This is a genomic window from Sphingomonas sp. AX6, from assembly GCF_902506605.1.
GTDB lineage: Bacteria > Pseudomonadota > Alphaproteobacteria > Sphingomonadales > Sphingomonadaceae > Sphingomonas.
Genome location: NZ_LR733979.1, coordinates 2453386 through 2473914, shown reverse-complemented (window position 1 = coordinate 2473914; position 20529 = coordinate 2453386). Strand labels below are relative to the sequence as shown.

Below are 20529 nucleotides of genomic sequence, written 5' to 3'. Positions count from 1 at the left end.
GCGGCAGGCGGCGCCACACGCCCCGCAAAATTCAACTTACGCTGGCGGGGCCACGGCGTATGCGGCACGTCCCACGAGGGCCACTGACGCCATCGAACGGGCATTTCACCGTCTAAAGAGCACCACGGCCATAATGCCCGCTACCACTGAACGTTCGCTGTTTTCCTCCTCCGCGTTCATCTCGCCGCCACACTGCGGTTACCGTTATGAGCCCCACAACTGGCGGTTAGCTCTCCCGTCCGACGCTCCGTCCGTCACAATCGGTCTCGTTTCCCAGTTGGACGGAAGAGCTGCAATGCGCTAAGATGTCAACGGATACTCGGGGCTATATCGAATGAAGAACTTCGTCAGATCGCCCATATTTCTGAATGGTAGCAAGTACTTTCAGCTTATCCATATAAATGGGGAGATTGACCAATCATTTAGTGCATTCATTGAGCACCTACTTTGCCGAAGCTATGCACCTGAAACTATACGAAGATATCTGAATATTGTCGCTTGCTTTTTAGACTATCTGTCAGAGATTTCGCTGTATCCCGTCTCCCCATCCAAGCGGTACATCTCTAAAGCGCTGGATCGCTACGTCCCGTTAAAGCTAAACGCCAATCGCTTGCGTAGAATAGATAAGCGACATCTGAGTGATCCATTTATCGCATGGGGCGCTCCTTTAGTAGCTTCCCTTGGAATCCGACAGGTAGGCTCCACAAATGGCATCGTTTCAGCGGTCAGACACTACCTCGCTCTTTCCGACCAGTTCGAGCGAGCTTTAAACGAAGGGAGCGCTTACGATGAGCTGAGTTCAACAAAGCCCCCTGTATCCGAACAGATTCAATTTGCCTCAGTCGTATCGAGGCCGATGCCGGGCAACTCGATGCTCAGTGGTGTTTTGCGCAGGCCTCCGACCGCGATCGACGCCACTCGATCACAGCATCGGGACCGCGTTGGGATATCTGACGAACGCTACAAGGACTTCCCGATTGGACGCTTTCCAGACCTGCTACAACACGCTAACTCTTGGCGCGACCGCTTCCTTTGGGCGCTGTTAGGCGCAAGCGGATTGAGGGTTTCGGAAGCATGCGCTCTTCAATGGGGAGATGTCGATATTCCGACGCAGACCATAATAGTGCTTAACCCAAATAATCGGCCGGGATCCAAAGACGGCGGACCAGCGAGGCAATTAAGGTTCAAAGGGCGAACGACGCAGGCTATCTTCCTTTTGCCCGAGCTGAAGTCGGAGGTATTTCGAAGCATGTACTTCTACTTGGCCCACGAGTGCCAAGGTTCGTTGCCAAGCGACTACGTGTTTCAGGACATACGCCCTGGGAAAAGTCGAGGGCGGCCATTCTATGATCTGTCAGACGCGGCTCGAACTACTGCTTTTCACCGGGCATGTGAGAGGGCAAGTATCCCGCAGACGGGAGTGAAGTCGTGGGCTCCCCACTCCCTTCGTCACATGTATGGCGTCTTTCTCACAAACTATCTCCCAGTGCCGGGCGGCTTCGGTCTTAGGTTGGAAGAAGTCCAGCGGTTGATGGGGCATGCCTCTGATAGGGCAACCAGAACCTATGCTCGCCAAGACGAAATTGTCCTTGAAGCGAAACTCGAATTGGCGGACCGGATTGTGATGGGAGGCGGGGCGCTTGATGACCTTCCCCGAACAATTGCAGATCGCCTCCGGCTACAAGCCAACCTCATCGACGGGTCGGTGAAATGATAAATACATCTCCGAAAGTATTGCTTCTAGAGTCATTTGACAGAAATGCGCTACATTTCGCGTTGGAATTATACGCCGAGATGGTGACCGTGGGTGAGGCCGGAAAGCAAGCCTCCCAAAGAGGCATTGAGTTTGTCGACATCATCTCTCATACGACAACCGGTACTCACCCTTCTTCGGCGTTTATACAATTACTCCCGAGCTTAGGAACCGCGTCGCAATCCGAGTTCTTTTCAAAGTGCGCGCCAAAGCTATACGCTACATTGGGGACGGAGAGTTTTATCGATGCCTTCGGTTGGCAATCGTTTAGGCATTTAGCAAAATTCCTTCTCTTCCGTCTATGGGCAGATGGAACACTAATGGTTCCAATCTGGCATACATTCGGAACCACACTGTCCAAAGAAATCACTAGGAGGAACGGCCCGGAGCTTTATAGATTCTGCGTCGACTATGATGATCCTAAAAGTGCCTCCTCCAGCTTTAGAATGAATAGCCACGTACCCCGCTGGCTTTACTCAACCAGCTGGACGGTGCCGGAGTCTATCGATATTTCCGAGGTTCCGGGTTTATTTCACTTTCATCGTGCCTGCAATGAAGGAACTACTGGGTATCCAGTTGGTAAGATCCAACAGACATTATCATTCTTTCTTCGAGAGATTTTGGTATCTTTTCCACACCGAGTGCAGTTTGGCGGCTCGGACTTGGCCCAATTGGAATTGTACTTTAGCGATAGGTTCTACTTCAACTTTCCATACGTTGAGTTAGATGACCGCATCAGGGAGCGCGGTAGGCTCCGCGAAATCACTAAACATGAAAGGCGCGTCCATTTATCTAGTAGGCCTAAACGAGGAATGGCCCCTGCCAATCAGCCGGAAGACCCCGGGGACCTCGTAAATTTAGTCAAAAACCGGACAAAGCGGAGCACGTGGTTTCCGGACAGCGAGCAACTCCCTTTTCTTGATTCTGTGATGACAGAGGAGGCAAGATCCAATTGGTCAAATCTCTTCGATGAATATCTTACGTATCGAGAGAACGTTCGCGGCTTTGAGCAGAATAAAACTCCGCGTTCAGCGCTTCGAACATTGGCCGATTATCTCGCTATAGCCCTTCCCGCTGCGGCGTTCGACAATCCCCTGTCGACGGTTCTAATTCCGGATTCTCCCCGGTTATTTCTGCGAACACCTTACATATATGACAGTGCGAAGCAGGAAAGACCCTTTCCAACATTTATCAAATTTCTTGATATTCTAGGTAATGGTACAGATACCAAGTACGCTAAAATTAATGCTGTACTGCATTTCTTTGATTTCATCGAGGCCAATTACACTTCGTCCGACGATCAAGCTATCGCAGGGCCGGAGTTCCGGAACCCATTGCATAAGAGTGATTTGCCTCGGGTCGTTGGCATAAAAAATCGGACCACAAATAAAGTACCGTTTTCACGGCACTTAGTGCCTCATTTGATAAACTGGCTCTATTTGGTTGAGTTGTTTGGGATGCGGCTGCAATCTATGCTGCCGTCTCTACGGAAATTTCCCGCAAATATCTCTCTTGATGCCAAAGAATTCGGGGTTGACCTGAGGTACACCCATCTTGGTGAAGAGTTTGTTGTCTCCCACGTTCCAATTGATTTGGTTCGCTTCGATTCTCGCAATGGGCAGAACAGCATTTCTGCGATTCGAATGATAATCGTAGCCCTTGAGACCGGTTTGAGATTGCAGAGTGTGCAATGGCTTTGCCAGCTGACGTTCAACAAATATAATACCGAACAGGATAACAACTCAGACGATGTGGTGAAATACCTATGGGTGAACACTGACAAGGTGCACAATGGGTTTAGGCGACCAATTCTCAAGCGCGTATACGACTGCCTGATGCGAGAGTTGGATCATCAGCAATCACTTGGCGTCGAAGATTTTACGGTGCTTTATGAAGGGCGGGAGGCCACGCGGTTCCCAGAAATTTTACCGCTCTTTAGAAATCCGGAAACAAACCAACCGCTGACCGACGCCGCCTATCAGACTACATGGCTTAGTATCCTTTTAGCTTTCGAGCGGTATTACTCAGGGATTGTTGAGTATACGCCGTTGGTCAAGCAATCCCAACCTAAGAATGCCCGCATCACCAGAACGCCTGAGGGTTTTCCGTTTTGTGCGCTTAAGATTTCCCCTATTCATACTCCTCACAGCTGTAGGTCGACCTACATCTCACTGCGATCGGCGTTTTTAAGCTTGGAGGACTTGGCTGCTGCCGTCGGACATAAGTCTGCTGCGGTGACCGCGATCTATGTTCACCCAACCGACGACGTGCTGGGAGCCAAGCTTAGGTATGCTGACAGCCAGGTGGGCCGCAGTGAAATGCCGCCGGCCCCGATTGTTTCCGGTCCGGCTTATGTGAAAGCTTCGGAGGTGAATTCGACCATGCAAATGGCCTTTCGAAAGGATCGTGACAACGCAATCTCAGACTTTGCATTCTTTTCACTCTCCAATCACGAGGCCGATGTCGAGTCGGCGGGAGGCATCGACTTGCTTCGCAGCTCTCCAATGTCCAACATCGTATTCAGAGATACCCATATTTGTCCGGTAGGCGAGATGTGTCCGACCGACATCCTGCCCGTTATCCGGGAGGGAAGGCGTTGTGGAGCATGCCCGATAGCATGCAAGAGCGTAGATCACTTGCCGGCAATTGGAGCTAAGATCAGAGAGCTCACTAGTCGGATTGACCACGGCAAGCGCTCGTATGCTAAAGTAAAGAGCGGTCCCGACAAATCTGCGCTAGGCGAGATATATAGCCGTATTGATATTGATACACATGAACTATTGGGATGGGCTGTTTCAGAGAAGTTACTGACGGAAATGCTTGAAAACGAAGATTTCTCTTCGTTATATGTAGGCATGCCGGATATTGTAAGATTGCACCTTCAGAGGGTTTCGGGGCCATCTACGGATCAAGAGTTTCTTCTTGCCAGAATATTAGACTCCGACGCATTTCCTGTCCTAGAAACCCCAGAATTGGCAATCCAGTCAGAGATTATACGCCGCCAAATTTTATCGAAAACCGCGTGGCCGGAGGAAGAGCTCGTTGCAATAGACTGCGATTACAATCTGCTACGCACTGCATCGCTACTTCGAACGATTATGGCAGCAAGGGGCTGGGAGTTATCCGACCTCGCCAAATTAATCGAAACGCCATTGACTGAATACCTTTCTTCACAGCCGATCAAACTTTTAGGCTTGGCAGATCAACGAGCTACAACATCGTGACATACAATGCAGCAAAACTGCATGGAGAAATAACAGCTCAATGTCTTGATAGCCTTTTATTTGCGCAAAACCATTTAATAAAAACTGGGTTTAAGTGCCGCAATATTTCTCAACTTAGCAACGCTATGGGGCCGATAGTAAATAGGAGCCCACATAGATTAAGATGTAATGAAAAATATAGAGCGTTTCTGGAGGCGTCGATGATACACTTCCTGGAGGATGAAACTTCTAGGAAAAACAAACGACCTGATTCAGTATTCTCGAAAGAAATGAGAAATCTGAAGGCACGAAACGATTTTTTGAAAAATGCTTTAGACCAGATGGACAGGAGACTGTCTGCTCTAATGATGACCCCCGCCAAACAATCTGAATCGCATCTCGGTGACGGAAAGCTTGATGTAGCTTTTGAAATGTTAGCGACAATTCTCGATCGGGTCCATGACGTTGGTATCGTGCTTGATAGCCAAACCAATGAAATACGGGATTTATCCGCTCACCCCAACAAGTCTGTTCTAATTCCTGCGGCAAAGACATTAGATTACGCCAAATGGCTCGAAAGTCGACGTTCTTCGTCTTAGGTCGTGAGCTCCCGTCAGTTCTCGCACAATATTTTGTTAAGAGAAATCTGATGACTTTGAACCAGGCGTATCTTGAATTGAAGAGCTGGTCTTCTTGCTGATCAGATCGACTAACTAGGTCGTCATCCGGACGGGGTGGGATTCGAACCCACGGTGAGCGCAAACCCACGGCGGTTTTCAAGACCGCTGCCTTAAACCACTCGGCCACCCGTCCAGGCCGCTGGCCATAGATGGGCTAACCTTGTCGATCAATGGAAAAGGCGCCGAGATCTGACCATATATACTACGAGCGAATGAAGCTCGATCGGGCGACACTGGCACCTCTGTGCTTCGAACACAGCATGCCGAACAGGATCGATAAGCATGAACTCATCGCGACACTCCGGCGCGCGCGCTGCTCGCCGGGAAAAGCGTGACGCCGCAGTTCGAGCAGACCAGACGCGGCCGGCCACGACTGCCGGCGTCATTCAGGACACCCCTCAGGCGGATGGCGGCGGCATAATCGAATGACCCGATCACACGTTTGGCGTCGATCAGGCGGCCGTTCCGTCGACTCCGCGCTTCGATGATCGCGGGATCAGCAACCGGGGTGGCGCGCTCGCGGGGATCGACGGTGACTTTGCCAACCATCGGCGGTCAATACCGCTCAAGCCGGGCGCCAGGACGATCCAGCCCCCAGCGCCGCACGATGTAGAATTCGAGGGCTCGCCGCGTCTCGAAGCGGATATCATCGCCCACGAAGCCATATTCGAACCGGACCGCCCTCTTCTGCTCCGCAGTAAGATCCGCCCTGGGCCGCAAACGGACCTCGACAATCATGTCCCAGTCCTCGTCCGGCGGTAGGGTGTCCTCGATCGGGCGCATCTTGAAACTACTGCCGTCCGACACCCGCACGGGAAGGAAGTCGCGCCACTCGTTGCGATCTGGACTCCAGGCCCGGACATGCAATCGCTCGCCATCGCTAGCGATATGGGCGGGCGCGATCCATTGGCGATCGCGGCGGCCGGACGACATCGACACATAATCGATCTCGACAAAACAGCGCCTTTCGATCGCCTGATTGAGCTCACGCATCACCGGCGCCGGACATTGTCGGGTCGGTCCGGGAAGCCGCGCAAAGTCCTGGTGGGCCTGTGCGTATATCGCCTCAAGCAAGGGCGGTTCGGCCGTATTTTCGAGTCCGCGATGCGCCCGGTCCGCGACATAGGTTTTGCGAACGGGGTCATAGGACGGTGCGGGCGCGCGCGCGCGCTCCATGTAGATCCGGAAGTCTACCGCCGCCTGAGCGTTGGAGATACCGAACCTCTCGATCAGGTCGCGCCTGTTCGCCTGCCCCAGCCAGGTGAGGCATTGATCCAGATAGTGTAGCCTCGCACGCTGTGCGGGCTTGAGCTCGCTGTCGGTCATGATGGGACCTTAGTTGACTCTTCGGGCAGAATCCATCTAGTTCCTGCACGTATAAAAACTAGATGGAACGAGGGAATGCGGATTTTGCACACGAGCGACTGGCATCTCGGCCGCCAGTTCTTCCGGTTACCGCTCGACGAGGATCACGATGCGATCCTCGCCCAGATCGATTCGGCCATCCTCGAGCATTCCCCTGACGTGCTCATCATTGCCGGCGATATCTTTGACCGCGCCGGGCCGCCGCAAACCGCGCTCACGCGCCTTCGCGACTTTCTGGTTCGGGCGGCGGCCAACCCAACACTCGCCATCGTCATCATTGCCGGCAATCACGATGCGGCCGCCCAGATCGGCATGCTCGGCGTCCTCGCGCCGATCGAAAAAGCGCTGATCCGTGGACCGCTCGATGCCAACGATCTGCCGATGATACTCGAAGACGAGCACGGGTCGGTTGCTATCTCTGCCCTTCCCTTTTCCTATGAGTTCGCCGCGCGAGCTTGCTTTGACGCAGAGGATATGGGCGAACTCGTTGGTGCTGGAAGCCAACAGGTGGTTTGGGAGTAAGCGATGCCTCTAGATTTATCACGCCGCGGCGTCTTGCTTGCGGGCAGCACCGGCGCGGGGTTCGGCCTTTTCTCCTGGGCAACCCAGGGGGTCGCGCAAGCGCCTCAATCAAAGCGCTTGAAATCCATTCGCGGCGCACGACCGCGTAACATCGTCGTCATTCTCACAGACGACCACCGCTACGACGCGATGGGCTTTCTTAAACCCCAAGATTTCGGCGCAACCCCGACGCTCGACCGGTTGGCGGCTGAGGGGGTGCATTTCCGAAACGCTTTCGTCACCACAGCGCTCTGCTCACCGTCACGCGCCTCGATCCTGACCGGACTCTACGCTCATCAGCACCGGGTGATCGATAATAACCATGCCTCGCTCGACGGGCTGACCTTCTTCCCCGAATATCTCCAGGCCGCGGGCTATGACACCGGCTATTTCGGAAAATGGCACATGGGCAATGTCGGCGACGCGCCGCAACCCGGCTTCGATCGCTGGGTCAGCTTTGTTGGCCAGGGCCACTATCTGCCCCAAGCAGACGGGCTTAACGTCGACGGGCAAAAGGTGCCTCAAAAAGGCTATATCACCGACGAGCTGACCGATTACGCGCTCGACTGGTTGGACGGTCGCTCGAAGGACAAGCCCTGGCTGATGTATGTCAGCCATAAGGCGGTGCATTCAGAATTTATCCCCGCTGAGCGCCACAAGGGCCGCTATGCGAACGAGACGTTCCGTTACCCTGAGACCATGGCGGCCGAAGGTCCGAACGCGCAAGGCCGGCCGCGTTGGGTCCATGACCAGCGTAACAGCTGGCACGGCGTCGATTTCCCGTATCACTCGGATCTCGACATCGGCGACTATTACAAGGCCTATATGGAGACCTTGCTCGCCGTCGACGAAGGCATTGCCCGGGTCATGGACGCTCTGGAGGCGCGCGGAGAGTTAGACGACACGCTGATCCTCTATCTCGGCGACAATGGCTTCGCGTTCGGCGAGCATGGTCTGATCGACAAGCGCACGGCCTATGAGGAATCGATGCGCATTCCGATGTTGATGCGCTGCCCGGCGATGTTCAAGGGCGGAACCAAGGTCGAACAAGTGGTGGCCAATATCGACGTCGCGCCGACGCTGCTCGCCGCCGCCGGACTGGAAGCGCCCGCATCAATCGAGGGCAAGAACTTCCTGCCGCTGGCGCGCGGAGAGACGATCCCGTGGCGCGAGCATCTGCTTTACGAATATTATTGGGAGCGCAATTTTCCGCAGACCCCGACCGTCCATGCGCTGCGCGAGGATCGCTACAAGTTCATCCGCTTTCACGGCCTGTGGGATTTGGACGAGCTATACGATCTGACCGCCGACCCGCTCGAATCGCGTAACCTGCTCGCCGAGCCGGGGCATGAGAAACTGGCGCAGGCGATGGGTGCGAAGATGTTCGCTGAACTGGAACGTACGGGCGGGATGCAGATCCCGCTTCGCCCCGACACGCTGGGCCGCAACTTCTTCCGCGACGCCGACGGCCCGGCAGGGGCGCCATTCCCGGAATCGTTCATCGTGAAGGGGTAGACCGCCTCGATCGTCGCATCTGATGCAAAACTAAGCTTGATCGAGGGGCATGCAGCCCCACCCGAGAGCCATCAACCGAAGGTCCCTGTCAATGAAACGCCTTTCTGCCTTGCTCCTCGTGATGAGTGCTGCGGCATTGTCGAGCTGCGTTGTCGTCGAGGACGGGATCAGCACGCCTACGGCTAGCGCTCGGGACGCCAAATTTGTTGAGGCGCTAAGCCGCGACACGTTCGATTATTTTTGGGACACCACGACCACCGACACTTGCCTGGCGCCCGACCGGTGGCCCTCCAATCCATTTTCCAGTGTAGCGGCGACCGGGTTTGCCATCACCGCCTATGCAGTCGGCGTCGAGCGACGCTACGTTTCCCGCGATCAGGCCGTTGAGCGCACCTTGCGCTGCATGGAGTTCTATCACGACGCGCCGCAAGGCCCTGCCGCCAGCGGGATGACGGGCTATCAAGGCTTCTACTACCATTTCCTCAAAAATAGCGACGGTACGCGGCACGGAACGTCGGAACTCTCCACTGTGGACACGACCTTGCTACTTGGCGGGATTTTGTTTGCACAGGCTTATTACGATGGCGATTCCATTGAGGAACGCCGCATCCGATCGTTGGCAGAGGCGATCTATCGCCGCGTTAACTGGCGATGGGCGCAGGAAGGCGCGACCGGCATTCCAGAAAAAGATGCGCGGAACCCTGGGTCCATCATCATGGGCTGGAGGCCGGAGCGCGGATGGGGGCCGGGCCGCTGGACGGGGTACAACGAAGGGATGCTTGTTTACATCCTGGCGGCTGCATCGCCGACCTACCCCGTCGGCAAGGCTGCATGGGATCAGGGCTGGTCGGGCCGAATGGAGAAGGACTGGGGCACTTATTATGGCCAGGAACATCTCCAATTCGAACCGTTGTTCGGACATCAATATTCGCATGTCTGGGTAGATTTCCGGGGCATCCAGGACGCTTTTATGAAGCGCAAAGGCATCGACTATTTCGAGAACAGCCGCCGCGCTACGCTAGCGCAGCGCGCCTATGGCATCGACAACCCCAATGGCTGGGTCGATTATTCCGGCGACATTTGGGGCTGGACCGCGTCGGACGGTCCAAGTGCCGCAAAAGGGCGCGAAGTGGGCGGCACCGAGCGTCGCTTCATGGCTTATGCCGCCCGAGGCGTGAGCAGCGAACGTGTTGTAGATGACGGCACCATCGTCCCGACTGCCGCTGGCGGCTCGATCCCCTTCGCGCCCGAAATCACCATTCCCGCACTTAAGGCGATGAAGGATCGCTACGGTGCGCGGCTATACTCACGATACGGTTTTAAAGATGCGTTCAATCCTAGCTTCACCTTCACTGACGCCGGCAGCCGAACCGGGCAGGTCGATGCAATCAATGGCTGGGTGGCACGTGATCATATTGGGATCGACCAAGGACCGATCCTCGCGATGCTCGAAAACCACCGCAGCGAACTAATCTGGCGTACCATGCGTAATAGCCCGCACATCCGAAATGGACTGCAGAAGCTCGGTTTTAGCGGAGGTTGGTTGGATAAGTAAGCAGCGGCTTCACGGCAAATCAGTGAAGCGAAACATCTCCAACTGTGCCCTCTACGTCGGCGCGTAAATGACCCTTGAGCTTTACTTGAGTAACCTACGCCTAGGTCCCCTATCTCGAAGGGAGCTTTGTTAATCGCACCATTTGAAAGGCAATTAGGCGTGATCACATGAGATCCGCTACCACTGGGAGCACAATTTAATCCTGTTTAATGCAAGTCGTTTCGCCTTCGACCTACATTATCTGCCGAATCGGAGCTGGGGGGCATCGATTTGGAGGGAGAAATGGGAAGCTCGATCGGTTATTATGAGCGACGCCTCGAACAGGCCCGCACCCTTGCTGAACGCGCCAACGATCCCGCGATTAGACTTGCGCATCTAGAAATGGCTCGCAGATACCAAGGCATAATCGATAGTGGTGAAGTTCCGGACAGCCGCACTTTGCATCGCGTAGTGATGGACAAATTCGGCACCTGACAATCTTTGAGCTCCGTCGGTGGCGGCTAGCGTAAGTACGACCTTCGCGCGTGGCTTCACGCGGTCGCATCGGTCTAATCGCGCAAACTTGACGCGACCGAAACGATTTAACTAAACTTTTCAGAGCCGCGGGGCCCCCGAAGCCTGCAGCGGTTAGGAGAGGAGCGGAGTGCGACCCGTCCGCCCTCTCCGCTTTTCCGTTCATAACGCGAAGATGGGCGACCCCCGTACGGAAAGGGGCCGCCCACCGGCGGCTCGCGCTGACACCGGTTCAACAGCTCATGGGCCGCTAGCGGACTGACAACTTCGGAATATTATTTGCGAAAAGCGGACCTTCTCGCGACCGAACTGACCTATTCTTCACGCACAGCACAGTGCGGTAGGCTACGATCTAGTGTCGCTCGAGCAGAGTGTTGTGCTTCAAGACAAACCGACGCTGGCCCGATGAAGCGGCGTGCCGCAACTGGCATTACATCGACAGCTATGTCGATGGATCGACGGACTAATCGCTTATTCGCTCACTCCGTAATAAGCGAGGAAATTTGCCAAAGCCGACTTCCAAACGCCCCCAACGTTTAGATGCTGTCAGCAATCAACTCATCCGCTAAGTAATCAAATATGACCAGGCGCAAACGGTCTTTGCCTAGACTTTAAGCGAGATTATTGGAGGCGGACCAAACTATATTGACGACCCCTGAATTATTAGCATGTGCATAACAGTCGCTGGAGAGCATTGCCATATCACCGATCAGGAGAGGAGCAGAACGCGACCTAGCCGCCCTCTCCGCCTAGACACTGGCTCATACAAAGATGGACGACCCCTGTACGGAAAGGGGCCGCCCAACTCGTAGGTGGTGAAAGGGAGTGCCACCAAGCTTGTTGAAGCTATTCTGCATAATCAGCATAACTGTACAAGGGGTGCTATAAATGAACGATGCTGACGACGGCGGCTACGCGGTAAACTTGGCGCATTTTAATCCGAGCAGCTATCTCATTGGTTACGCCGGATTGGCGGAGAAAATCACGAACCGACTCTAGTTTTAACCATCCACGCGTGCCGGTAAAGTTGCGGCAAATTGACAGACAAAACCGTCCCGCGCAAAATCCATTTCAACCTTACCGCCCAAATCACCACCCAGCCCGCGTTGTAGCAGGTTGGACCCGAATCCCTTGCGAGTTGGCAGAACCACGGGCGGCCCGCCGCATTCGCGCCATTCAAAAGAGAAACTGGGCGCGCGCCCCCCGGTCGCGGTCCAGCTTATCGCTACCCGTCCTGCATCGTTCGACAGCGCGCCATATTTGAACGCGTTGGTGCATAGCTCGTGGATTGCTAACGCGACGCTGACCGCTGTCACCGGCGAGACATTGAAATCGCGGCCCGTGATGTCAAATCGTTCGCGTGGCGCGCCGCATCCCGCGATCGCGGATTCGATGATCTCCAGCATGGGTGCCTTGCTCCACCGGTCGGCGGCGAGCAATTCGTGTGCTTTGGCGACCGCGTTCAATCGTCCGGTCAAGATGGTACGGGCCTGATCCATCGACGCTGCCGATCTGAACGTCTGGTGCGCGATCCCTTGGACGACCGACAGTGTGTTTTTCACCCGGTGATTGAGTTCGTCCAGCAACAGCCGCTGCCGTTCTTCGGTGCGTTTACGCTCGATCACCCGGCCCAACTGGTCGCCCAACGTTCGGATCGTCAGAAGCAATTCGGGGTCGGGTGGCGTGGGAATGTCGGAAAAGAATTCGAGGATCGCGACCGTGCGGCCGTTGGTCCGTAGCGGAAAGCCGAAAGCGCCCCGAAAACCGGTCCCCTTACGCGGACAATTGGCTTCGGCATCGGTATCCGCAACCCAGACTGGTTCGCCGTTTTGCCAAATTTGCCCCGGTAGCCCGATCCCGCGGAAAAATGCGGTGTTCTCGGTCGCGGCACGGATCATATCCGCGCGGCCTGGTGCATCCTCGATCCAGATACCCGCAGATACCAGCCGGTGTTCGAGTTCGGGAACGATGAAGGCATGGCCGATCGGCCAGCCGCTGACCCGGCAAATCGCGCGAAGCGTCGTCTCCAGCGCGCGCTCGTAGGATTCAGCCTCGGACGCCATGGTAGAGACTTCGAACAACATTCGCGTTTCCAGCGCTTGGCGTTCTAGTCGCGCCTCGGCCTCTCGCCGCGCGGAGATGTCGCGAAGAAATCCGAAATAATAGGTTTCGTCGTCGATCCGCGTTCGGCTGATCGCCAGTTCGACCGGGATTTCACGCCCGTCCTTGCAAATCGCGCTGATCTCGATCCGCTTGCCCAGCACATGCGCTTCACCGCCGCCCGCCACCCGCAACAGCCCCGTGCGATGCGCCTGGCGATGGATCGGCGGGACGATCAGCTGCTCCAGCGACTGGCCGACGGCCTCTTCGCCAGTCCAGCCGAAGGTCGCGTGCGCGACCGCGTTCCAGCCGACGATCATGCCGCCCATATCGATGACGATGACCGCGTCGAGTACGGTTTCGAGGACGGGGCCGAACACGCCGTCGGCGGCTAGCGGAAACGAAAGCGTCGACATGACAGGAGCCTAGTCTCAAATCCATAGCCGGTCCATGACAACCGATGTGATCGATCCTGTATCAAGTTGTCTAACATTTCAGGCGCCGGGCGACCTCGCAATAACTCTTCGAAGACTCGCTTTAATCCCTCGACTTCGATTTGTATGACTCGATACTAGGCTGTGTCAGGAGATATGGTCGGGGGCGAACCAGGCACATATGGAGGTACGCAACAAGGTTGCAGGAAGCGCAGACACCCAGGCCCTTACCCAGCGGTGCTTGCTCGGTCGCCGTTACCTTTTCTCCTATTAGGGAACGACCATCGTCGGGTGCAGCCACCATTCCGTGAATCGATGCCGACCCCGGCCTTACCTCTCGCCCGCGACTGGCCGTCGGCGCGAGCGCCGGATTGTCCATCGAAGTCTACTTACCGTGGGTATCTTGACTACTTCCGAGTGTGGAATGGCGGATAATTTCTCTACGAACATCTGCCCAGTCGGGAATGCCGAGCCGCTCGGCATATTCGACCGCGACGATCGATTTTCCGGCGCGGTCGATGCGTAAGGGAGGCAGCGGGCGCTTGCTGGCGGCGTCCATGAAGATCATCACCGGGGGATCGAGCGGATCGCCCTGGCCGGGATCGAGGACGACGCCCAGCCGCTCGCCCGCCAGCCGGACCAGCGAGCCATAGGGAAAGGCGCCGACGGTCTTGGCAAAGGCGTTCATCACCGCGCGATCGAAATGCCCCTCTGTCCCGCGCATCCATTCCAGCGCCTCGCCAGGCGACCAGGCCGGTTTGTAGCTGCGCGCGGAGGTGACGGCGTCGTACACGTCGCACACTGCGCCCATGCGGGCATGGACCGAGATGGCCGGCCCCGCCTTTCTGGCCGGGTAACCGCGCCCGTCGATCCGCTCGTGATGGTTGAGCACGACGTCGAGCACGAGGTCGGACACGCCGCCTGCGTCGCACAGGATTTCGTGGCCGCGGACGGTATGTTCGCGGACCAGCGCGAATTCCTTGTCGTCAAGCGGGCCAGGCTTGTTGAGCAGGGCGTTCGGGATGCGCGCCTTGCCGATGTCGTGGAGCAGGCCGGCCAGGCCGATCTGGTGCATCTCCGCTTCGTCGAGGCGCAGCGCGCGCGCCAGCCCGACCATCAGCCCGCACACCGCGACCGAGTGGTAGAAGGTGTATTCGTGGCGCAGCTTCAGCCGGGTAACGCTGGGAATTGCGGTCGGATCGCGTTGGATCGAGGCGGCGATCGCCTCCACGACCGGATCGAGTGTGCGCGGATCGATGCGTTCGCCGTTGGCGACGCTTTCATGGATGCCCTTCACCAGCCCGCGCGCTTCGGTCATGATCGCGCGAGCCCGCACGCATTCCTGGGCGTGATTGCCCGGCTTCGCGCGAAGCAGCCATTTGGCGGCTTGCGACACCCCACGGCGTGCCGGCATGTTGAGATCACCAGCATCCTTTTTGGCAGGATACCAATCGTCGGCCATTATGCAGTCACTGGTCTTAGCGGAGTGGAGGTCCATCTTTCGCTCTTCGTCCCCTGCCGCAGACCGGCAACTCAAACTTTAGTCTGTCACGTCTAACGACAAGTTAATTGCAGCGCGAGCAAGTTGGTGGCGGAAGACTAATTTGAAGAGGCAACCGCTTTGAGTGGCGCGTGTGCATTCACTGTTTCGCGTCGACTCACAGCTTTTGCACGCTCTTCGGCCCAGGGGTTGTTGCGAAACAAGGCGTGGACGCCCGACCAAACAGCCGAGCGTCCATCGGTCAGTTCCATCGACGGCCTAATCGTCTGCAGCGTCCTTTACCGCTCCGCGACCCATTGCCGATACAAGTACGTCGCCGTCGGCGCTAAAGTTGCCAGCCGGTAGCGTTGCGATCCGACGACCCACGGCGACATCAATCATCTCGATCCGGCCCTGTGTATTACGACGGACATTCTGCACGCGACCGATCAGGCGACCACGGGCATCCTGAACTCTAGCGCCGGGGTTCAGTGCCGGAAGCGCCGCGCCGTCTACCGACAGCATTCCTGAACTCGACCCATTAGCCGATCCCGACGCGTTGCCGCCGCCAATCGAGCCGGTAGCAGAACCACTACCGTCTCCGCCAGCATTAGCCGATCCGGCGACGCCGCGCGCGGTGCCGGCCGCATTGTCGGCCGATTCACGCACTCGCCTGACGGCGCTACCAGCGCGGTCTCGCGTATTGTTGATCGCGCCGGTTGCACGGTCGCGAACGCTGCCCGCGGTATCGCGCACGGCGTCAGTGCCAACCAGCTGCGCGTCGAGCGTGCCAGAAGCGTTAGCCGAGCCTTGCACGTTGCCCGATCCCGACAGCGGCAGGCCCATCGCGTTGGTTTCGTTAGCGATGCCGCCCGCCCCGCTGCCATTGGCACTGCCGTCCGCATTCACCCGACCGCGACGACGATCGACGCGGCGCTCGGTGCGAACGTCGCCGCGCATTTCGCGGCTGGTGCGCGTTGTGCTGCGGGTCGTATCCTTCAGGCGATCGAAGCTGGAGCCAAGTGGACTGCCGAGCGACGATCCACCGATGCTGCCGCCCAAGCCACCGGTCAGGCCACCGCCACCGCTGCCGCCGAGCAATTGCGCCGAAACTGGGGTTGCTGCGATCATAGCCAGGGTAGCGCTTGCCAAGAATAGAGCCTTCATCGGAGTTCTCCTTTTCGTGTCACGCGCCGGGTTGCGGCGCGCTTAGAAAAGGGAACGGGTGCGTGGGCAGTTTTAATCCATCATTTTTTGGTTGAGGGCGAAGACGCCTTCAGCGCACTGTCGTCCGGCACGCCGAACAGACGATCCCGCGTCCCGTCCCCCGTTCCCCGCGTTTCGCTTCTCCGTCCACTGCTGCGATGGCCCGGTCATGGCCCTCCGCAAGATGCGCAGATATCCGCGCCGCCACGAACGGCACAGCGAAAGACGTCCCCCGCACCGCAAGCGCTCGTCCATTTGCCGCCAGCGCCAGCATGTCTGCCCCGGGTGCCGCATAATCGAGTTTTCGCGCGCGACCCGCCTCGATCAGCGGTCGCCCGCGCGCATCGACACCGGTGACCGCGATGGCTTGCGGGTAGGAAGCGGGATACGCCGGTGGGGCGGCGGGTCCGTCGTTTCCGACTGCGGCGACCACCATCGTCCCGCGCTGCCGTGCCGCTGCAACCACACGTGCGAGCAGCGGATTGGACGGGCCGACCAAGCTGACGACGACGACCGGCACGCGCTCGCGCGTCATCCAGGCCAATGCCTTGGCGATCGCGGTGGCGTTGCCGCCTGCCGGATCACTACCATAGACATCGGCGACATATAGCGATGCGCCGGCTGCGCTGGGCCTGATCCCGCCGCCTCCGGTCAGCAGAGATGCGATGGCCGCGGCGTGGTCGTGCGGACGCGGGCCGCCGGTAGCGAAACCCTGTTGCTCCACGAGCCCTGCCGTCCCGCGCGGCACGCCGCCGTCGATGATGCCAATGCGGCGGCGGACCTGCGGGGTGGCGGGCGCGCCGGTTGCTACCGCTTCCTCGCCCAGCCCACCGCTGGTGAAATGCAGCGGATCGGCACTGACGTCGCGCCCAGCCGACACGCCGCGCATGCGCGATAGCGCGCGTCCGATCGACATCCCGCGCGGTGCCGAAAAGCGCGCGTAGCCGATGCCCAGTCCATCCAGATCGACTGTCTCGATCAGCCCGAAACCGCGTACTTCCGCCGCGCGGATGACCGCGGCATCGGCGTCCAGCACGGTGACTTCACCCGCGCGTACGGCATTGCCATCGGGATCGATCGCGATCCGGTTGGGATATTGGCGCGCCAGATCGCGCGTCTGTTGCAGCTGATCGCGGGCGAGTGTTCGAACTCCATCGACCGTGCGATCAATTGGTTCGAGCGTATCGCGCACTCCGCCCAGCGTTCGGTCGATCGTGCCGGGCAGCGATGGCACCAGTTGCGCACGCACTGCGACTGGCGCGACCAGTGCGGCCAGCAGTCCGAGCAGCCCGATGGTCAGGCGGGCTAGCAGATGGCGCGAATGAGCGGCGGTCATCTGCCGGTTTCTATACAGGCGATTATTTTCTGTCATGCTGGATGAAACGGGCGGCGGCATCCGTTTCATCCATCATAAGGGAGCGAACGACGTTTTGCGTTTCGAGGACGAATTGCTGGGCCATGTGCCGCGCCTGCGCCGGTTCGCGCACGCGTTTGCCCGCAATTCGGCGGATGCGGACGATCTGCTCCAGGCGTCGGTCGAGCGCGCGTTGCTGCGCCGCGACCAGTGGCAGCCCGGGACGAGGCTCGACAGTTGGATGTATCGGCTTATGCGAAATCTGTGGATCGACACGGCCAGGAGCGAAAAGCGTCGCCTTGAAACCTTCGTCGCGCCGGAAGAAGGCGAACATCTCGGCACGTCGGGAGATCAAGAAGCGGCAGTGGAACTGGGGAACGTTGGGCGGGCGATGCAGGCACTGCCCCCCGAACAGCGAGAGGCTGTCGCGCTCGTCGTGATTGAAGGGTTTGCATATAGGGAAGCCGCCGAAATCCTCGAGGTGCCTATCGGCACGCTAACCTCCCGGCTGGCACGAGGACGCGAGGCGCTGTTGGCGCGATTGGGAGAAGCGGCGTGAGCATCGAACCCGAGCTGCTGATGGCCTATGCCGATGGCGAATTGGGGCCAATCGAGGCCCGGCGCGTCGAACGCGCCATCGCCGATGATCGGGCGCTCGCTGCCGAGGTGGCGCGTCACCAGGCACTTCGATTGACGCTTTGTAGAGCCTTCGCGCCGATCGCCGCTGCGGGCGCTCCGCCCAGGGTCGCGGAAGTTTTGCGCGACGCTACAAAAGTGACGCCGCTGCACGCTGCGCCCCCCTCTGTAACACCCAAATGGCTGGGCGCCATTGCCGCCAGCTTGGCGATTGGGCTGTTCGTCGGCCAAGCGCTTCCGCGCCTTGCTACAGAGAGCGGTATCGCGATGGAAGCAGGGCAAATCGTGGCACGAGGCGAGGTGGCACGGGCGTTGGACACACAATTGGCGTCTACTCAAGCTGATGGTGCGTCGGTACAGATAGGGGTCACATTCCGCGATGAGAGCGGTGCGCTTTGCCGCAGTTTCGAACATGGCGCCCTCGCTGGAATCGCGTGCGAAAGCGGGGATGACTGGCGTCTGGCGCGGCTTTACGGTGGGGTCGAGGCCCAAGCGACCGACTTTCGCCAAGCCGCGTCCTCAAGCACGGCGATGATGGCCGATGCCCAAGCGATGATGATCGGCGAACCGCTGGACGCGACGAGCGAACAGGCTGCGCTGACTAGGCATAGAGAATAGGCGAGGATCAGCAGCCAAAGTCGTTGCCTGCGCAAAAACCTACAGTAATTTGAGGCCGTGACCAGTGCATGTTTAAGGACCCGCTTTCTAAATTGCACCGATCCGTTACAGAGTGATCACCCCCAAACACTGTTACGCCAAAAGCTTGGACGGTCTGCTTTCGGGATTGTACACGGTTCGCGTGAATGACCAATTTTGGGGCGCGTTACCGACCGACCGCTTTTGGCAAACCTGCCCATTAACTCTTGGGCCGGTTCCAGACATTCTGCTTCTGAGAGAATTTGTCACAAAGCGGACATCCGGATTAGTTTTCGGGGCTACCCTCGGAGGGGACAAGGTTTCAGTGAATTACCTTTTGCACGCAGCGACCGACAGGGACGACGCTGCGCAACATGGATTGCAGGCTTAGCGTGCGACATTTGAGTGCTTCTGGAAGGTCGAGAGCAAAGGCATAGCAAAAAGTCTTGCACCGAGTTTCTCATTGTAACCGAATCCGCTTTCCGAACGAACACGAGTTGATCCTTGGCAGGTGAACTACCTGAAAAGAGGCGTGCTTCAAGTCGGAGATAGGGATACTATGGCGGTAACGGCGATATATGATTCCGTCGTAAAAACTGCGTCGAGTAAGGTCATAGAGGCTCTAGTTCTCTTGTTCCTGCGCGTAGCTGTAGCCGGTATATTCTGGCGCTCCGGGCGGACCAAAATCGAGGAAGGCAGCGCACTACAGATCAGCGATACAGCCTACTTCCTGTTCGAGAATGAGTATGCCGGGGTACCCCTGCCAAGCGAGTTCGCGGCAATAGCTGCGACAGCCGCAGAACACGTTTTTCCCATTCTACTGATCGTGGGTCTCGCCACGCGGGTCTCGGCATTGGCGCTGCTGGGAATGACCATGGTGATCCAGCTTTTCGTCTATCCCGAAGCCTGGTGGACCACGCATAGGCTATGGGCCGCCATGTTGCTCGTGCTTATCGTACGCGGCGCGGGTATGTTTTCGATCGATCACCTGCTTGCGAAGGGCCGCAGCGAATGAAGCCAGATGAACGATCAATGGCTCACCTCACGGCTCGGGCACAGGCTGGAGACCGCGAAGCCTACAGAACCCTCTTGATCGAATGTCGGACGTGGCTGGGTGCCTACTTCGCGGGCAAGGTGCCGCAGCAACTACGGGACGACCTCATTCAGGACACGTTGCTTTCGCTCCATCGGAAACTCGCGACTTACGATTCGAAGCGAGCTTTTCTACCCTGGTTAGCAGCCATCGCCCGGTATCGATGGGTCGATCAGCTACGCCGTCTCTATCGCAAACCCGAAACCCTGCTCGATGAAAACCACGCGGCCTGGAGCGACGAGCCGGCCATCGCGGCCCGGATAAGTCTTGAGCGCTTACTTGCGCGCCTTCCTGCCGGGCAGGCGGAAGCCATCGAGCTGGTCAAGATCGAGGGCCTCTCCATTTCCGAGGCGGCGAGCGCATCGGGTCAGACCGAATCCCTCGTCAAGGTAAACATCCATCGCGGACTAAAGCGTCTCGCGGCTTCGATTGAAAGTGAGTGACA

16 protein-coding genes and 1 tRNA gene are annotated in these 20529 nt (G+C 57.7%); 10 read left to right on the top strand and 7 right to left on the bottom strand.

Annotated features, from left to right (window positions below):
- Nucleotides 1-334 precede the first annotated feature (334 nt).
- Genes ENHY17A_RS14910 through ENHY17A_RS11930 form a run of 3 tightly spaced genes read left to right on the top strand, consistent with a single transcriptional unit; the run spans nt 335 to nt 5555 of the window.
- Nucleotides 335-1714, top strand: a complete 1380-nt coding sequence (locus tag ENHY17A_RS14910) for a tyrosine-type recombinase/integrase (protein ID WP_159712985.1) — start codon at nt 335-337, stop codon at nt 1712-1714.
- Nucleotides 1711-4977 (top strand): hypothetical protein, encoded by a 3267-nt coding sequence (locus tag ENHY17A_RS11935; RefSeq protein WP_159712983.1) that lies wholly within the window; start codon nt 1711-1713, stop codon nt 4975-4977. The genes ENHY17A_RS14910 and ENHY17A_RS11935 overlap by 4 nt, the downstream gene beginning before the upstream one ends.
- Nucleotides 4974-5555, top strand: coding sequence for a hypothetical protein (locus ENHY17A_RS11930; RefSeq protein ID WP_159712981.1), 582 nt, complete (start codon nt 4974-4976; stop codon nt 5553-5555). Before ENHY17A_RS11935 ends, ENHY17A_RS11930 begins: the two co-directional genes overlap by 4 nt.
- A gap of 127 nt (nt 5556-5682) precedes the next feature.
- On the opposite strand, the gene ENHY17A_RS11925 is transcribed toward ENHY17A_RS11930, so the two are convergent.
- The 3 genes from ENHY17A_RS11925 to ENHY17A_RS11915 form a co-directional block, all read right to left on the bottom strand.
- Nucleotides 5683-5769 (bottom strand) — tRNA-Ser (locus ENHY17A_RS11925).
- Nucleotides 5770-5924: 155 nt separating this feature from the next.
- Complete coding sequence (locus ENHY17A_RS11920; protein ID WP_159712979.1) at nt 5925-6185, bottom strand: hypothetical protein; 261 nt, start codon at nt 6183-6185, stop codon at nt 5925-5927.
- 6 nt (nt 6186-6191) lie between these two features.
- Entirely contained in the window at nt 6192-6962 is a 771-nt protein-coding gene (locus ENHY17A_RS11915; protein ID WP_159712977.1) for a WYL domain-containing protein, read from the bottom strand.
- Nucleotides 6963-7037: 75 nt separating this feature from the next.
- Between ENHY17A_RS11915 and ENHY17A_RS11910 the strand changes: the two genes are divergently transcribed.
- From ENHY17A_RS11910 to ENHY17A_RS11900, 3 genes are all read left to right on the top strand, one after another.
- Nucleotides 7038-7523, top strand: coding sequence for a metallophosphoesterase family protein (locus ENHY17A_RS11910; protein ID WP_159712976.1), 486 nt, complete (start codon nt 7038-7040; stop codon nt 7521-7523).
- A gap of 117 nt (nt 7524-7640) precedes the next feature.
- Nucleotides 7641-9077, top strand: a complete 1437-nt coding sequence (locus tag ENHY17A_RS11905) for a sulfatase family protein (protein WP_201296395.1) — start codon at nt 7641-7643, stop codon at nt 9075-9077.
- A 91-nt stretch (nt 9078-9168) separates the two neighbouring features.
- Entirely contained in the window at nt 9169-10632 is a 1464-nt protein-coding gene (locus ENHY17A_RS11900; protein ID WP_159712974.1) for a glucoamylase family protein, read from the top strand.
- Nucleotides 10633-12146: 1514 nt separating this feature from the next.
- Here ENHY17A_RS11900 and ENHY17A_RS11895 read toward each other — a convergent pair.
- The 4 genes from ENHY17A_RS11895 to ENHY17A_RS11880 form a co-directional block, all read right to left on the bottom strand.
- Nucleotides 12147-13661: an HWE histidine kinase domain-containing protein gene (locus ENHY17A_RS11895; RefSeq protein WP_159712973.1), complete on the bottom strand. Its 1515-nt coding sequence runs from the start codon at nt 13659-13661 to the stop codon at nt 12147-12149.
- Between the two features lie 403 nt (nt 13662-14064).
- Entirely contained in the window at nt 14065-15141 is a 1077-nt protein-coding gene (locus tag ENHY17A_RS11890) for an HD-GYP domain-containing protein (protein ID WP_159712972.1), read from the bottom strand.
- A 297-nt stretch (nt 15142-15438) separates the two neighbouring features.
- Nucleotides 15439-16326: a hypothetical protein gene (locus tag ENHY17A_RS11885; protein WP_201296394.1), complete on the bottom strand. Its 888-nt coding sequence runs from the start codon at nt 16324-16326 to the stop codon at nt 15439-15441.
- A gap of 109 nt (nt 16327-16435) precedes the next feature.
- Nucleotides 16436-17701, bottom strand: a complete 1266-nt coding sequence (locus ENHY17A_RS11880; RefSeq protein WP_159712971.1) for a S8 family serine peptidase — start codon at nt 17699-17701, stop codon at nt 16436-16438.
- A 94-nt stretch (nt 17702-17795) separates the two neighbouring features.
- Here ENHY17A_RS11880 and ENHY17A_RS11875 point away from each other — a divergent pair, with 94 nt between their 5' ends.
- From ENHY17A_RS11875 to ENHY17A_RS11860, 4 genes are all read left to right on the top strand, one after another.
- The gene (locus ENHY17A_RS11875) at nt 17796-18278 is read left to right on the top strand and encodes an RNA polymerase sigma factor (protein ID WP_159714555.1); all 483 of its coding nucleotides are present in this window, start codon (nt 17796-17798) and stop codon (nt 18276-18278) included.
- A complete protein-coding gene (locus ENHY17A_RS11870) occupies nt 18275-18973 on the top strand; it encodes an anti-sigma factor family protein (protein ID WP_159712970.1) in 699 nt (232 codons plus the stop codon). The genes ENHY17A_RS11875 and ENHY17A_RS11870 overlap by 4 nt, the downstream gene beginning before the upstream one ends.
- Nucleotides 18974-19502: 529 nt before the next feature.
- A complete protein-coding gene (locus tag ENHY17A_RS11865) occupies nt 19503-20006 on the top strand; it encodes a DoxX family protein (protein ID WP_328799144.1) in 504 nt (167 codons plus the stop codon).
- Complete coding sequence (locus ENHY17A_RS11860) at nt 20003-20527, top strand: sigma-70 family RNA polymerase sigma factor (protein ID WP_159712967.1); 525 nt, start codon at nt 20003-20005, stop codon at nt 20525-20527. Before ENHY17A_RS11865 ends, ENHY17A_RS11860 begins: the two co-directional genes overlap by 4 nt.
- Nucleotides 20528-20529: the final 2 nt, after the last annotated feature.